General features: G+C 63.8%; 14 protein-coding genes. 6 read left to right on the top strand and 8 right to left on the bottom strand.

The genetic code is table 11. The features are described 5' to 3' along the window. The first annotated feature begins 202 nt into the window (after positions 1-202). On the top strand, positions 203-1024 hold the full coding sequence (locus JHD59_RS11540; protein ID WP_103321835.1) for an SAM-dependent methyltransferase: 822 nt from the start codon (positions 203-205) through the stop codon (positions 1022-1024). A gap of 21 nt (positions 1025-1045) precedes the next feature. Here JHD59_RS11540 and JHD59_RS11535 read toward each other — a convergent pair whose 3' ends face one another. Beyond that, the gene (locus JHD59_RS11535; RefSeq protein WP_199154346.1) at positions 1046-2674 is read right to left on the bottom strand and encodes a methyl-accepting chemotaxis protein; all 1629 of its coding nucleotides are present in this window, start codon (positions 2672-2674) and stop codon (positions 1046-1048) included. Positions 2675-2894: 220 nt separating this feature from the next. Between JHD59_RS11535 and JHD59_RS11530 the strand changes: the two genes are divergently transcribed. Then, positions 2895-3716, top strand: coding sequence for an HDOD domain-containing protein (locus JHD59_RS11530; RefSeq protein WP_043627388.1), 822 nt, complete (start codon positions 2895-2897; stop codon positions 3714-3716). A 138-nt stretch (positions 3717-3854) separates the two neighbouring features. Here JHD59_RS11530 and JHD59_RS11525 read toward each other — a convergent pair whose 3' ends face one another. The 7 genes from JHD59_RS11525 to JHD59_RS11495 all read right to left on the bottom strand — a co-directional run bounded on the left by JHD59_RS11525 (position 3855) and on the right by JHD59_RS11495 (position 11033). Next, entirely contained in the window at positions 3855-5741 is a 1887-nt protein-coding gene (locus JHD59_RS11525) for a ribonuclease catalytic domain-containing protein (protein WP_199154345.1), read from the bottom strand. 407 nt (positions 5742-6148) lie between these two features. After that, on the bottom strand, positions 6149-6931 hold the full coding sequence (locus tag JHD59_RS11520) for an outer membrane protein OmpK (RefSeq protein WP_199154344.1): 783 nt from the start codon (positions 6929-6931) through the stop codon (positions 6149-6151). Positions 6932-7178: 247 nt separating this feature from the next. Then, positions 7179-7496, bottom strand: a complete 318-nt coding sequence (locus JHD59_RS11515) for an MGMT family protein (protein ID WP_199154343.1) — start codon at positions 7494-7496, stop codon at positions 7179-7181. Continuing rightward, positions 7496-8146, bottom strand: coding sequence for an MBL fold metallo-hydrolase (locus tag JHD59_RS11510; protein WP_304491538.1), 651 nt, complete (start codon positions 8144-8146; stop codon positions 7496-7498). The genes JHD59_RS11515 and JHD59_RS11510 overlap by 1 nt, the downstream gene beginning before the upstream one ends. 317 nt (positions 8147-8463) lie before the next feature. Further along, the gene (locus tag JHD59_RS11505; RefSeq protein WP_199154342.1) at positions 8464-10374 is read right to left on the bottom strand and encodes a radical SAM protein; all 1911 of its coding nucleotides are present in this window, start codon (positions 10372-10374) and stop codon (positions 8464-8466) included. Between the two features lie 87 nt (positions 10375-10461). Continuing rightward, complete coding sequence (locus tag JHD59_RS11500) at positions 10462-10818, bottom strand: carboxymuconolactone decarboxylase family protein (RefSeq protein WP_071108744.1); 357 nt, start codon at positions 10816-10818, stop codon at positions 10462-10464. Further along, entirely contained in the window at positions 10815-11033 is a 219-nt protein-coding gene (locus JHD59_RS11495) for a DUF2892 domain-containing protein (RefSeq protein ID WP_071108745.1), read from the bottom strand. The genes JHD59_RS11500 and JHD59_RS11495 overlap by 4 nt, the downstream gene beginning before the upstream one ends. A 103-nt stretch (positions 11034-11136) precedes the next feature. Between JHD59_RS11495 and JHD59_RS11490 the strand changes: the two genes are divergently transcribed. The 4 genes from JHD59_RS11490 to JHD59_RS11475 all read left to right on the top strand — a co-directional run bounded on the left by JHD59_RS11490 (position 11137) and on the right by JHD59_RS11475 (position 12966). After that, on the top strand, positions 11137-11451 hold the full coding sequence (locus JHD59_RS11490; protein WP_199154341.1) for a metalloregulator ArsR/SmtB family transcription factor: 315 nt from the start codon (positions 11137-11139) through the stop codon (positions 11449-11451). A gap of 2 nt (positions 11452-11453) precedes the next feature. Further along, the gene (locus JHD59_RS11485) at positions 11454-11882 is read left to right on the top strand and encodes a YeeE/YedE family protein (protein WP_199154340.1); all 429 of its coding nucleotides are present in this window, start codon (positions 11454-11456) and stop codon (positions 11880-11882) included. 3 nt (positions 11883-11885) lie between these two features. Next, complete coding sequence (locus tag JHD59_RS11480; protein WP_199154339.1) at positions 11886-12299, top strand: YeeE/YedE family protein; 414 nt, start codon at positions 11886-11888, stop codon at positions 12297-12299. A 76-nt stretch (positions 12300-12375) separates the two neighbouring features. Then, on the top strand, positions 12376-12966 hold the full coding sequence (locus JHD59_RS11475; RefSeq protein ID WP_199154338.1) for a c-type cytochrome: 591 nt from the start codon (positions 12376-12378) through the stop codon (positions 12964-12966). Positions 12967-13035: the final 69 nt, after the last annotated feature.

The following is a 13035-nucleotide window of genomic DNA, read 5'->3' as shown; positions in this document are numbered from 1 at the left end:
GACCCAGAGGCCTTGCCCGCGCCATCCCGGAAACGGAGCCGAAAGGCTTCAGACGCTGGCTCGGCCATAAGCGCTGCCGCGCGGGCAAGGCCTGCGGCCTGCCCGCCCGACCTGGCTTTGCATCCGCTGCATGGATGCGTCCAAAACGGATCGCCGCCCCCGCTCTGCTACAATCGCGGCATTGAAATTGCAGGAGGCCGCCATGAGCCTGATTCCCGAAATCAAACCCCAGCAATCGCTGGAGCTGCTCAAAGAGCTGCACATCGTCACCCGCGACGGCAAGATCAACCAGGACACCCGCCGCAAGCTGAAGCAGGTTTACCACCTGTACCAGTTCATCGAACCCTTGATGGCCGACGTGCTGGAGAAAAAGGGCGCGATGACACTGGCTGACCACGGCGCCGGCAAGTCCTACCTCGGTTTCATCCTGTATGACCTGTTCCTGAAGGACAAGGCCGCGGGCCATGTTTACGGCGTGGAAACCCGGCAAGAGCTGGTAGACAAATCGCGCGCGCTAGCAGAGCGCCTGGGCTTCGAGCGCATGGGCTTTCTGAACCTGACGGTGGAGCAGTCGATCACTTCGACCGAGCTGCCGGAGCAGGTGGACATCATCACCGCGCTGCACGCCTGCAACACCGCCACCGACGACGCCATCCGCTTCGCGCTGGCCAAGGACGCGCAATACATCGTGCTGGTGCCGTGCTGCCAGGCCGAGGTGGCTTCGGTGCTGCGCCAGAAGAAGAACGAGACCTTCGGCAAGACGCCGCTGTCCGAGCTGTGGCGCCATCCCATCCACACCCGCGAATTCGGCAGCCAACTGACCAATGTGCTGCGCTGTCTGCAGCTGGAGGCGCGCGGCTACCAGTTGACGGTTACCGAGCTGGTGGGCTGGGAACACTCGATGAAGAACGAGCTGATCATCGCCAAGAAAACCGGCAAGGGCAAAGCCAGCGCGCGCGAGCGCCAGCTGGCCATTCTGGAGGAACTGAACCTGATGGACCTGCGCGAGCGTTTCGCCTACTGATCGCCATGGGGCCGGCGCCGCTTACAGCCGGAAGCGCGCCGTGACGCTTTGCAGCGCGTGCGACAGCGCGTTGAGCTGGCTGGACGTGGTGGCCAGCTCTTCCACCGTGGCGCTGTTGGACTCCGCCATCTGCGACACCTGCTCCATGTTCTGAGCCAGGCTCAGGCTGGCGGTGCGCTGCTCGCCCAGCGCGCCGGTGATGGTGGAAATGGTATCAACGATGGACAAGGTGCTGCCTTCGATCTCGCCCATGGAGTCGCTGGCCTCGCGCGCGCTGCCGCTGACGGTTTCCACGCTGGACAAGCTCTGCTCCATGCTGCCCACCACCTTTTCCACGCCCTGTTGGATGGCGGAAATCATCTGGGTGATTTCCTGGGCCGAGCTGGCGGTGCGCTCGGCCAGTTTGCGCACCTCGTCCGCCACCACGGCGAAACCGCGGCCCATTTCGCCGGCGCGCGCGGCCTCGATGGCCGCATTCAGCGCCAGCAGATTGGTCTGGTCGGCCACATCGCGGATCACCGTGACGATATTGCCGATGCGCTGCACCTCGCCGGTCAGCGTGCGCATTTCTTCCGATGTCGCAGCCACCGCCTCGCTGACAGAATGAATCTTGCCGACCGAGGCCTGCACCGCGCGCCCGCCGCGCGAGGCCAACTGACCGGCCTCCTTGGCCTGGCGCGCCGCCGCCTCGGAGTTATCCGCCACATGGTTGATGCTGACCGTCAGTTCCTCTATGGTGGCGGCCGCCTCCGCCGTGGCCTCGGACTGGCGCTGGGCGCCGGTGGCCACTTGCTGCGCCATGCTGGCCAGCTCATGGGCGGAGTCCGACACCTGGCTGGCATTGTTTTGGATGCTGGAAACCACCTCCCGCAAACCCTTGCGCATGTTCTGGATATTGCGGGCGATTTCCACCGCCTCATCGCGCGACTCCGGCAAGGCCTCATCCGCGCCGCTCAGGTCGCCCTGCTCGATATGCCGCACCAGCGCCACGGATTTGCGCAAGGGCGTGGTGACCAGATTGGCGATGGTCAAGGCGATGGCCACGGCCACCAGCACCGCCAGTCCGGCGGAAACCAGCATGATGGACAAAGCCTGGCTGTACGCGGATTTGCTTTCGTCCAGCGCCTGTTGCACCTTGTCATGCTGATAGGCGGTCAATTCATCCAGCTGCTGCAGGAAGGCGTCGATGCTGGGAGCGAAGCGTTTTTCCAGGAAGGCCTGGGCTTCAGCGTTCTTGTTGGCTCTGGCCAGCGCGTACAAAGGCTCATATAACGGCGTCACGGCCTCGCGCGCCTGGATGGCTTTGGCGAAGACTTCCCGCCCCTTCGGGGAAACCAGCGCTTTGTCCAACTCAGCCAACACGGCGGTATTCTGCGTCTTCAAACCCTCGATCTTGGCAATGCTGGCCTCGATGTCCGACGCTTTCGTCTCGATGATCGCATCGCGCATCAATCTGGAGATATTCAAGGTGGAGACAATCAGCTTGTTGCACATTTCCACCTTGGGGTAGCGATTGCCGGTGATTTCTTCCTGCCTGTCTCGTATCGCATTCAGCTTGAGAATGGCGGAAATCACGATGGCGATCAGAATCAGAATCAGCAAGCCATAGCCTGCCAGTAGCTTTTGCTTGACGGTAAGCTGGGATAGCATGGTTTCCTCTCCGATACGCCGGCGGCACATTCCTCAGGGCGTGCTTAGCACCGCGTACTACCACGCCTGTCAGCTTGCAACATAGTCGCTAGGCGGTGGCGGCGCAAAATAAAACCCCTTGCCGCCTATTCGCAACGACGCGAAATGGCGCATTCCCCCTTACTTTCACAGAGCCATTGCCTAAGCTCAAACCAGTGACCGAGCAAACGGGAGAGTGCGGATGCAAGTGGCGGAGATCTTCGACAAGGCGTCGGGCAAGCTGCCGATGGTGCCCAAAGTGGTGCAGGAGCTGATGGCCAGCTTCCACCGCAACGACATCAATATCGGCGAAATCACCAATATGGTGATGCATGACCAGGTGCTGAGCGCGCGCGTGCTGCGGCTGGCCAATAGCGCCCGCTTCGGCAGCAGCCGGCGCATCGGCTCGCTGGACGACGCCGTGGTGCTGCTGGGCTTCGACAACCTCCGGGTGCTGGTCATCGCTTCCGGCATCACCGGCGCCACGCTGGGCATCACCGGCTTCGACATGAAGGCTTTCTGGCTGCGCTGCTTCGCCATGGCCAATACCTGCAAGCTGTTGGCCAAGCTGTGCGGACTGGATCCGCAGCTGGGCTATACCTGCGGCCTGCTGTCGAATATCGGCGAACTGGTGCTGTTCGTCGCCGTGCCGGAACAGGCGCAGCAGATCGACCGCATCGTCGCTGGCGGCACCGACCGCATCGCGGCGGAGCGCATGCTGCTGGGCATGGATCTGACGGTATTGGGCGCCGAACTGGCCCGACGCTGGAATTTCCCGGACGAAATCCAGGAGGCCATCCTGAACCAGCACGATCTGCTGAACGAGGACGCCTCGCCGTTCGCGCTGCTGTTGGGGTTGACCAGCTGCATCGTCTCCGGCTTCCGCCACGGCATGCCGACCGAAGACATGCTGGCCAGCCTGCCGGAACGGGTGCTGGAGCGGCTCAACCTGGACAGCGAGCGCATGGAAGCCTCGATCGAACAGCTGCAGCAGGCCAGCACGCTGGTGGACGAATTGTTCTAAGGGCCGCATTCCGGCGCCGCTGGCCTTGGCAACAAGAGCATGGCGGCCCGCCGCCTCTCTTGAAGCGCCGCTAAGCGCCGACGCAAAAACGCCGCCGGGCCTCACGGCGCGGCGGCGTTGTCTCGCAGTGATGAGGGATCAACCCTCCTCGTCGTCGGTTTCCGCCTCGACATGGTCCAGGCGGCCGGTGTAGCGCAGTTCCACCTCCTGCGTCAGCAAATCCACCTTCACCACCGACAGCTGCACGCGGTCGCCGCGGGCGAGTTCCGGCAAGCCCGGGATGCGCAGGCGCAGCGGCAGGCCATCGATGCGCACTAGGTCTTCCTTGATCACGGTGGCGGTCGGCGCGGTGATGTTTTCCTGCAGCAGATACTTCAGGCACCAGTAATGCTCCATCTTGTCCTGGAAGGACAGATAGGCGCCGTAGGTGGCGTCGAAATCGCGCAGGATGGCGAACAGCATGGCGTCGCCCTGAGGGAACAGCGGCTTCTCGCCGCGTATCATCGCCGCCAGCTGGCGCTGGTTGATGAAGTCGCTGGCGCGCCTGAGCGGCGAGGTGCTCCAGGCGTACTGCGCCACGCCCAGGCCCATGTGCGGCTCCGGGCGGGTGGTCATGCGCACCTTGCCCATGCTCTGGGCGCGGTACATGGCCGGAATGTCGGCCTCGGCCAGCATGCGGCCCCACTCGCTGTTGGCCAGGATCATCAGCTCGGACACCAGCTTGTCCATCGGCGCGCCGCGTTTGCGGATGGTGATGGTTACATGGCCATCGCTCACGTCGATGTTGTAGTCGTGCTGCACCGGGCGCGTCGGGTCGTATTTGCCGCGGCGCTTCTCCAGCGCCTCGGCGAACTGCCACAGCCACACCAGCTCGCGCTTGAACGGGTAGTCCACGCCCGGATCGTTGGCCAGCGTCTCTTCGTTGAACACCTGCTCCAGCTCGGCATGGCGCAGGTTGGCGGCGATATGGACTTTTTCGATGCGGTTTTCAAAGGCCACCGGCTCGAATTCCGGCGTCACTTCGGCATACAAGGAAAACGCCGGGCAGTCGCGGCCTTCCTGCAGCGTGAACGCCTGCACCACATCGTCCGGCAGCATGGTGATCTTGTCGCCGGGGAAGTAGGCGGTGGACAGGCGCGACAGCACCATCTTCTCGATGTCCGAGTCCACCGGCACGCCCAGCGTGGGCGCGGCGATGTGGATGCCGACGCGCTTGTTGCCGTTGGGCAGGTCTTCCACCGACAAGGCATCGTCGATTTCGGTGGTGTTGGCGTCATCGATGGAGAAGGCGCGCGCGCTGGAAACCGGCAGCTCCGGCAGCGCGGCGGGCGGCGCGGCGGGCGGCGCGTACTTGCCGAAGCCGGCGCCTTTGGGGAAGTACTCCATCAGGAAGCCGGCCATCAGGTAGTCCGGCACCGATGGGATGCCGCCCACCTTGTCCGCCAGCCGCAGCGGCGGCAGGCCGGTTTCGCGCGAGGCCTGGTCGAAAGCCTTGAATTCCAGCGTGTTCTTGTCCGGCTTCCACAAGAGCTGCATCAGTTGCGAACGGATGGCTTCCGGCAGCGCGCCCGCCTTCAACTCAGCCACCCAGCCGTCGATCTGCTCCTGCTCGCGCTTCTTGCGTTCGATGCCGGCCAGCGCGGCCTGCAGCGCATCTTGCGGCGCCTTCTTGTAGCGGCCCTTGCCCTTCTTGTAGAAGTACATCGGCGCGCCGTGCAGGCGGCCGATCAACGCGGCGGCCTCGACGGCGGACGGCTCATGGCCGAAGTAGTCGGCGGCCAGATCCTGGTAGCCGAACTCGTCGTCCGGGCTGCATTCCCACAGGAAATCCAGGTCGATGTCGGCCGCCAGCTTGTCGGCAGCCGGCAAAAAGTCCGCCAGCGGCGAATTGAATTCCAGAAACACGTTGGCGCTTTTGATCTTGGCGCGCTTGCCGTGCTGGGTATCCACCTGCAGGCTGGCGTCGCTGCGCGACACAATGCTGCCAACCTTGAAACTGCCGCTTTCTTCGTAAAAAACGTTCATCAAAACATGCCAGGCCGTTGAATTTAAGGGCGGATTATAGCAGCTCGCCCCACCTGCTGGCGCGGCATCTTGCCTAGGGGCTGTTGACGTTTGGTGAGCGGTCGAGCCGGGATGCATTTTGTGACGAATCGAGGCGTTTCGCGCGCCGCATAGTCATTCTCTGCCAGCGCGGAACAACGAAGAGTCGGCGCAAAAGGCGCCCGGCCCTTGCATAGAATGACTATGCGTCGGACTGTGCGCCTTGCTTCCGGCTCAAATCGGCACAAACGCGATCCACTCACCAAACGTCAACAGCCCCCTAGGCGCGCGGCAGATTCAAAAAACAAAACCCCCGCGCAAAGGCGGGGGCAGACAGGGGCGGCAAGCCGCCAGCCAAGGCCCGCATTAGGCGGCCTTGGCGCTTCTTATTAGAAGTTGTACTTGACCGAGTAGATCATCGCGTTTTCATTGCCGGCGATGCCCAGCTTGTTCACGGCATAACGGTATTGCACGCCAGCAGTGAAGGACTTGGTCGGGTTCCACCACAGGGCAACGGCACCGTTCTGACCGGTGCGCTTCTGCACGGTACCACCCGGTTGCGCAACAGTAGTGAAGTGGTTTTCGTTGCGGTCAAATTCAGTTTCGTGCCATTGGGTCACGGAGAACGGCTGGCCGAAGGCGTTGAAGTCGAAGCCTGCCACATAGCCGGCCATCCAGCCGTTACGATGTGCGCCTTCTTGCCACTTCAGCTCTTGGTGCATGCCTAGGAACGGCTTGAACCATACCTTGCCGAAAGACAGGTCAGTACCCAAGCCCAGCACGCGGTTTTGGTCGAAGAAGTTGTAACCACGAGTATCGTACACGTGGGTGTACAGCTTGACCGGCACGCCGCCAACGTCGGTGATATTGAAGCGCGCTACGACTTTAGTGGTGTAACGGCGGTCGCCGGCCGGCATCTCGGTGTCGTTGCGGTTCCAGTTTTCCAGGTCGAAGAAGCCGTACAGATCACCCCAGGAACGGCCCATGCCGCCTTCGGCTTCCAGGTATTGGAAGTTGCGCTTGGCGCCGAACGGGGAGGTTTGGGTCTTGGTCAACGTGCTATCGGACCAGTTCAGCTGGTTGAAGCTGACATTGCTGAAAGTGTAATCGGCGTGAGCCAGAGTAGAGGCGGCCAACAAAGACAAGGCCAGCAGCGACTTGCGAGTATTCATTTGTTTCACCAGACTATTTTCGTGTAGTAAGCAGCCGACAAGCGTCGGCGAGCGCCGCGCAGAATAGTCTCTGAAATGGCCTTGTGCAAACGATTTGTCACACTTCTGTCGCTTTTTTGCAAAGAAATTTGTTTTTTCTGTAGCGAAATGACGTCAGAATTACAAATTGTTGGCTTAATGCCACACGAGATTATCTCCACGTGGAGATAAGTATCTGAGCCAGCGCCGCTTTCTGGTTTGTTTCAGGTCAAACTACCTCGCCCGACCACTCGCAAATCCGCATATAGACTTTGCCATTGACATGGAATGCCACACCCTCTTCCTCCAGCAACACGCGCTGCCAGTCGGCCTGCTCGCTACCGGGACGGGACAGCCGCCCGCCAGCGCCGACCACGCGGTGCCAGGGCGCGGAAATGCCTTCCGGTAGATGGCCCAGCAGGCGGCCCACATGGCGCGAGTGACGCGGATAGCCAGCCAACTCCGCCAGCCGGCCGTAGGTGACGACACGCCCAACCGGCACTTGCGCAAGCAGCGCCAACACGCGGCGGGCGAATTCCGGCGGCATCAACGGTAGCGCGGATTGGCGACGTAGGGGTTGTCGCGTTTCTCCGCGCCTATCGTGGTGAGCGGACCGTGGCCGGGGATGACCACGGTGTCGTCCGGCAGGATGAACAGCTTTTGCTGAATGGCGTCTATCAGCTGTTGGTGATTGCCCATCGGGAAATCCGTGCGGCCGATCGAGCCCTGGAACAGCACGTCGCCGGCCACCAGCACTGCCGCCGCCGGGCTGTAGAACACCACGTGGCCCGGCGTGTGGCCGGGGCAATGGATGACTTGCAGCGTTTCCTGGCCGATGGCGACGGTGTCGCCCTCTTCCAACCAACGCTGCGGCGTCAGCGGCTCGCTGCGCGGGAAGCCGAACATCTGGCCCTGGGTGGGCAGCTGGTCCAGCCAGAAGCTCTCGGCGCGCTGCGGCCCTTCGATCTGCACGCCCAGCGCCTCCGCCAGCTTGGCCGCGCCGCCGGCATGGTCGATGTGGCCGTGGGTCAGCAGCAGCTTCTCCACCGTCAGGCCCTGGCTATCCACCCAGGCGCGAATCCGCTCAATGTCGCCGCCGGCATCGACAATGGCGGCCTGGCGGCTGACGCTGCACCACAGCACGCTGCAGTTCTGGGCAAACGGGGTGACCGGGATCACGTGATATTTCAGGGCCATGGCAATGCTCGCGGACAAAAGTCGGAATCGTACATTCTGGCATGGCCTGGGGGCTTTGGGGAGGGGCGGCGGAGACGGTGCGACCGGATAACGCGGGCAAGGGCTTATGGCCTGCCCGCCCTACAAGACGAACCCAGCCAGGATGGCTAGGGAGGAACCCCGTAGGGCGGATGCCCCGCTAGCGGGGCGATCCGCCGAACCATATCGACAAGGGAACGGCGGCAAAGGCGTAACTCCCGGCCTTAGCCGTGATTTCGCCCTACGGGGAAAAGGGCGCGACGGGAAGGCGGATCGCCCGCCCCTGCCGGGCATCCGCCCTACTGGTAGAGCGCCCGCTCGATGAAGTTGCGCGGCACCTTGGGCTTGGGCACGCGGATATCGAACCAGCCGCGCACGTCGCCATCCAGGCCGATGCCGTGCATGAAGTTGTACAAAGCCTTGTTCAGGCCCCGGCCCATCAGCTCGTGATCGGTGCCGGTGGGGTCGATGAAGCCGACATCGTTCTTGGCGAAGTTACCCGGCGGCAGCGGCACCAGCTGCACGCCGTACTCTTCCGGGTTCTGTCCCACCGGCGAATGCACGGTGCAGGCGAAGCGGTGGAAGAAGCCGGACTGGATGCAGCCGGTGTCGAACAGCTGGCGCACGTATTCCAGCGCATCCACCGTGTCCTGCACCGTCTGCGTCGGGAAGCCGTACATCAGATAGGCGTGCACCAGCACGCCGGCCTCGGCGAAACCGTGGGTGACGCGCGCCACCTGCTCCACCGATACGCCCTTTTTCATCAGCTTCAGCAAGCGGTCCGACGCCACTTCCAGGCCGCCGGAAATGGCGATGCAGCCGGATTCGGCCAGCAGCTGAGCCAGCTCCGGCGTGAAGGACTTTTCGAAGCGGATATTGCCCCACCAGGAGATGGACACCTTGCGCCGCAGCAGTTCCTCGGCCAGCGCCTTCAGCATCTTGGGCGGCGCGGCTTCGTCCACGAAGTGGAAGCCGGTCTGGCCGGTTTCGGCGATGATGGCCTCGATGCGGTCCACCAACAGCTCGGCCGACGCGGTTTCATAGCGCGAGATGTAATCCAGCGTCACGTCGCAGAAGCTGCACTTCTTCCAGTAGCAGCCGTGGGCGATGGTCAGCTTGTTCCAGCGGCCGTCGCTCCATAGCCGGTGCATGGGGTTGAGCATGTCCAGCAGCGACAGGTAGCGGTCTATCGGCAGGCCGTCCCAGGTGGGCGTGCCGGATTCGGAGAACGGCACGTCGGCTTCCTGCATGTTGACGTAGCGCACCGCACCGTCCTGGCGCAAAAAGGTGCGCGCCAAGCGGCTGACGCCGCGCTTGCCTTCGAGATGCTCCATCAGCGCCAACAGCGGCTTTTCGCCATCGTCCAGCGTGACATAGTCGAAATAGTCGAACACGCGCGGCTCGGCCAGCTCGCGCAGCTCGGTGTTGACGTAGCCGCCGCCGAGGCAGATTTTGATGTCCGGCCGGTGGCGCTTGATGGTCTGGGCGATGCGAAAGGCCGCGTACACCGCGCCGGGAAACGGCACCGAAATCAGCACCAGCTGCGGCTGGTGCCGATCCATCGCCTCTAGCGTCAGCGCGGCCAGGGTGTCGTCCACCCAGTTGGGTTCGGCCGCCAGCGCGCGGGCCAGCGGATCGAAGGTCGGTTGCGACAGCGCCAGGGATTCGGCGTAGCGGACAAACTCGAAGCGCGGGTCCACCGCCTCGCGCAGCACGTCGGCGATATCGTTCAGATACAGCGTGCCCAGGTGGCGGGCGCGGTCCTGGGTGCCCAGCGCGCCGAAGGCCCAGGCCAGCGGATCGCCGCCGTCCGGATCGTCCGGGTCCACGTACACGTCCAGCGCGGCGAAGCGCGGGCCTTCCGGCAGGTAGTTGCGGCCGGCGATGCGGTAGGACAGCGTGGCGTCGCGGCCCTGCAGGAAACCGATCACCGCGTCTATCGTCGCGGCGTAGCGCTCGTAGGAGATGTCGAACTGCATCATGCAGTCCGTGCGCTGGCGCATCGGGATGCGCCGCACATGCTCGCGCAAGGTGGCCATGCCTTCCCTGGAGAACAGCTTCAACACCAGCGCCAGCGCCAGGTCCTCCTGGAAGGCCTCTACGCCGCGCGAGCGCAGAAAGCCGGTGAGGTAGGCGGTGGACGGGTAGGGCGTGTTCAGCTGCGTCATCGGCGGGATGAGCGACAGCACGCGCAGGGAAGAAACAGACATGGGGCGTGAAATCCGGCTGTGGTTCAAAAAGCATAGCCGGGCTTGCGCCCGGCCATGAAGAATTGTCCCACAGCGGACGATGCGAGACTAGGCGTGCTTGGCGCTGAACTGCTCAAAGGCGGCCAAAGCGTTGGCGGAATACATCAAGGACGGCCCGCCGCCCATATACACGGCCATCGCCAGCGTCTCTTCCACTTCTTGCTTGGTGGCGCCCAGCTTGACCAGCGCCTGGGCGTGGAAGCCCAGGCAGCCATCGCAACGCGCGGCCACGCCCAGCGCCAGCGCGATCAGCTCCTTGGTTTTCTTGTCCAGCACGCCGTCGCGCGTGGCGGCGCGGGCCAGATCGTTGAACCCCTGCATGACTTCGGGCGCGTCGGCGCGCAAGGTGGCCAGGTGCTTGGAGATGGTTTGGGTCAGCTCGGGATAGTTGACATCACCGCTCATGGTTTTTGCTCCGGTTGGGATGGGGACGACGAGGCGCGGCAACTGGACCAGCCAAACGGCAGATAGGCCGGGCAGAAGCGGAACAAGCCGGTTGCCAGCGGCGCCAGGCCCAGCCAACCCCACGGGCCGATCGCGCCGATCGCCGCGCCGACAATCAGCGCCGCGCCAACGGCAACGCGCAGCGCTCTATCCAAACCGCCCACATTGCTTTTCATATCTGCCTCCTGTTCCGATGCGCCATCGAGAAAGTTGATATCTTGATTTATATAATATCAATTGATATATTGAAGTCAAGCCACAACACTGCAAAGCTTCGCCATGGATACACCCGTTCTTGCCCTTTCCGACATGCGCCAAGCCGCCGGCCAGGCCTGCGGCCTGCTGCGCGCACTGGCCAATGAAGACCGCCTGCTGCTGCTGTGCCAACTGAGCCAGGGAGAAAAATCCGTGGGCGAGCTGGAAGAGATGGTAGGCATCCGCCAGCCTAGCCTGTCGCAACAACTGGGCGTGCTGCGCAATGAGGGCATGGTGTCCACCCGCCGCGACGGCAAACGCATCTTCTATTCCGTGGCGGACGCCAACGCCCTGGCCGTGCTGGCCACCTTGTACCAACTGTACTGTCCCAAGGAGTGAGCATGGCGCTGGACTGGACCCATTTCACGCCATGGAGCGCCCTGGCCGGCGGCGCGCTGATCGGCCTGGCCGCCGCCTGGCTGGTCTTGCTGAACGGCCGCGTGGCCGGCATCAGCGGCATCGTCGGCCATCTGCTGGCTCCCGGCGCAGACAAAGGCTGGCGGCTGGCCTTCGTCGCCGGCCTGGTCTTGTCGCCCTGGCTGTACCGCTTGTTCGCCGCGCCGCCGACCATCGTCCTGGACGACAAGCCCTGGCTGCTGATCGCCGCCGGCCTGCTGGTAGGCTTCGGCACCCGGCTGGGCGCCGGCTGCACCAGCGGACACGGCGTATGCGGCCTGGCGCGCCTGTCGCCGCGCTCGCTGGCCGCCACGCTGACCTTCATGGCGGCCGGCTTTGCCGCCGTCTGGCTAGTCCGTCATTTCGGGGGATAAAACATGAAGCGCATGATAAGCGCCGCGCTGGCGGGACTGATCTTCGGCAGCGGCCTGATCGTGGCCGGCATGGCCAACCCGGCCAAGGTGCTGGCTTTCCTGGACATCACCGGCCGCTGGGATCCTTCGCTCGCGCTGGTGATGGCCGGCGCCATCGCCGTGGCGCTGCCGGCCTTCGCCTGGGCTAAACGGCGCGAGCGATCGCTGCTGGGCGAGGCCATGCAGCTGCCGACATCGCGCCGCGTCGACCGCCGCCTGCTCGCCGGCAGCCTGATCTTCGGCATAGGCTGGGGGCTGGCCGGCATCTGCCCCGGCCCGGCGCTTGTGCTAGCCGGCAGCGGCCTTGCCGATGGCCTATTGTTTCTGTTGGCCATGCTGGCCGGCATGGCGCTGCATAGCCGGTTGTTCCGCTCCTAGCGCCAGACAATCATTGCGACAAGCACGCCCTCCGCCTCTATACCTATCTCATATATGGAAACTTGATGGAGGCTCCATGCACACCGCCCGCATGATCATGACCGGATGGCTGGCGCTGGCGAGCGCGCTGGCCTGGTCCGCGCCGCCCCAGCTGGCGCAGCAACTATGCGCCGCTTGCCATGGCATTGATGGCAACGGCCCGCCGCCGACACCCAGGCTGGCTGGCCAGCAGGCCGATTACATCGCGCAACAGCTGGATTGGATGCGGCTGGGCCAGCGCGATGACGGCGGCGCTCACAAAGCGGTGTGGGATCGATTGAAGAACGATGCCGACATCCAGGCCATCTCCCGCTACTACGCCGCGCAAAAACCCGCTCCGCAGCCGGCCAAGTCGGCCGATCCGGCGCTGCTGGCCAGCGGCCGCAAGTTGTACACCGAGGGCAACCTGGCCGTGGGCGCGCCGCCTTGCTTCACCTGCCATGGCGAGCAGGGCGAAGGCGGCAGCGCCGCGCCGCGGCTGGCGGGCCAGCACGCCGCCTATCTGGCGCAAAGAATGAAGGTATCCGACACGCCGCAGCCGCCGGCGCGGATGGAGATGCAGGAAATCCTGAAAACGCTGAGCCAGGACGACGTCAAGGCGCTGCTGGCCTATATGGCCACGCTGTAGACGGGAAAAAGAAAAGGCCACCCAGCGGCGGCCCCAAGTTTCGGAGAAAAACGGGCTCCGGCCTACACT

Origin of the sequence: Chromobacterium sp. ASV23 (genome assembly GCF_016428945.1) — a bacterium.
Classification (GTDB): Bacteria; Pseudomonadota; Gammaproteobacteria; order Burkholderiales; family Chromobacteriaceae; genus Chromobacterium; species Chromobacterium sinusclupearum.
This window is presented reverse-complemented; position numbering and strand designations above follow the sequence as displayed.

Excerpts from the sequence above, each read along its gene's own strand:
- JHD59_RS11540 (WP_103321835.1), top strand. The coding sequence starts at position 203 with ATGAGCCTGATTCCCGAAATCAAACCCCAGCAATCGCTGGAGCTGCTC.
- JHD59_RS11535 (WP_199154346.1), bottom strand. The coding sequence starts at position 2,674 with ATGCTATCCCAGCTTACCGTCAAGCAAAAGCTACTGGCAGGCTATGGC.
- JHD59_RS11530 (WP_043627388.1), top strand. The coding sequence starts at position 2,895 with ATGCAAGTGGCGGAGATCTTCGACAAGGCGTCGGGCAAGCTGCCGATG.
- JHD59_RS11525 (WP_199154345.1), bottom strand. The coding sequence starts at position 5,741 with ATGAACGTTTTTTACGAAGAAAGCGGCAGTTTCAAGGTTGGCAGCATT.
- JHD59_RS11520 (WP_199154344.1), bottom strand. The coding sequence starts at position 6,931 with ATGAATACTCGCAAGTCGCTGCTGGCCTTGTCTTTGTTGGCCGCCTCT.
- JHD59_RS11515 (WP_199154343.1), bottom strand. The coding sequence starts at position 7,496 with ATGCCGCCGGAATTCGCCCGCCGCGTGTTGGCGCTGCTTGCGCAAGTG.
- JHD59_RS11510 (WP_304491538.1), bottom strand. The coding sequence starts at position 8,146 with ATGGCCCTGAAATATCACGTGATCCCGGTCACCCCGTTTGCCCAGAAC.
- JHD59_RS11505 (WP_199154342.1), bottom strand. The coding sequence starts at position 10,374 with ATGTCTGTTTCTTCCCTGCGCGTGCTGTCGCTCATCCCGCCGATGACG.
- JHD59_RS11500 (WP_071108744.1), bottom strand. The coding sequence starts at position 10,818 with ATGAGCGGTGATGTCAACTATCCCGAGCTGACCCAAACCATCTCCAAG.
- JHD59_RS11495 (WP_071108745.1), bottom strand. The coding sequence starts at position 11,033 with ATGAAAAGCAATGTGGGCGGTTTGGATAGAGCGCTGCGCGTTGCCGTT.
- JHD59_RS11490 (WP_199154341.1), top strand. The coding sequence starts at position 11,137 with ATGGATACACCCGTTCTTGCCCTTTCCGACATGCGCCAAGCCGCCGGC.
- JHD59_RS11485 (WP_199154340.1), top strand. The coding sequence starts at position 11,454 with ATGGCGCTGGACTGGACCCATTTCACGCCATGGAGCGCCCTGGCCGGC.
- JHD59_RS11480 (WP_199154339.1), top strand. The coding sequence starts at position 11,886 with ATGAAGCGCATGATAAGCGCCGCGCTGGCGGGACTGATCTTCGGCAGC.
- JHD59_RS11475 (WP_199154338.1), top strand. The coding sequence starts at position 12,376 with ATGCACACCGCCCGCATGATCATGACCGGATGGCTGGCGCTGGCGAGC.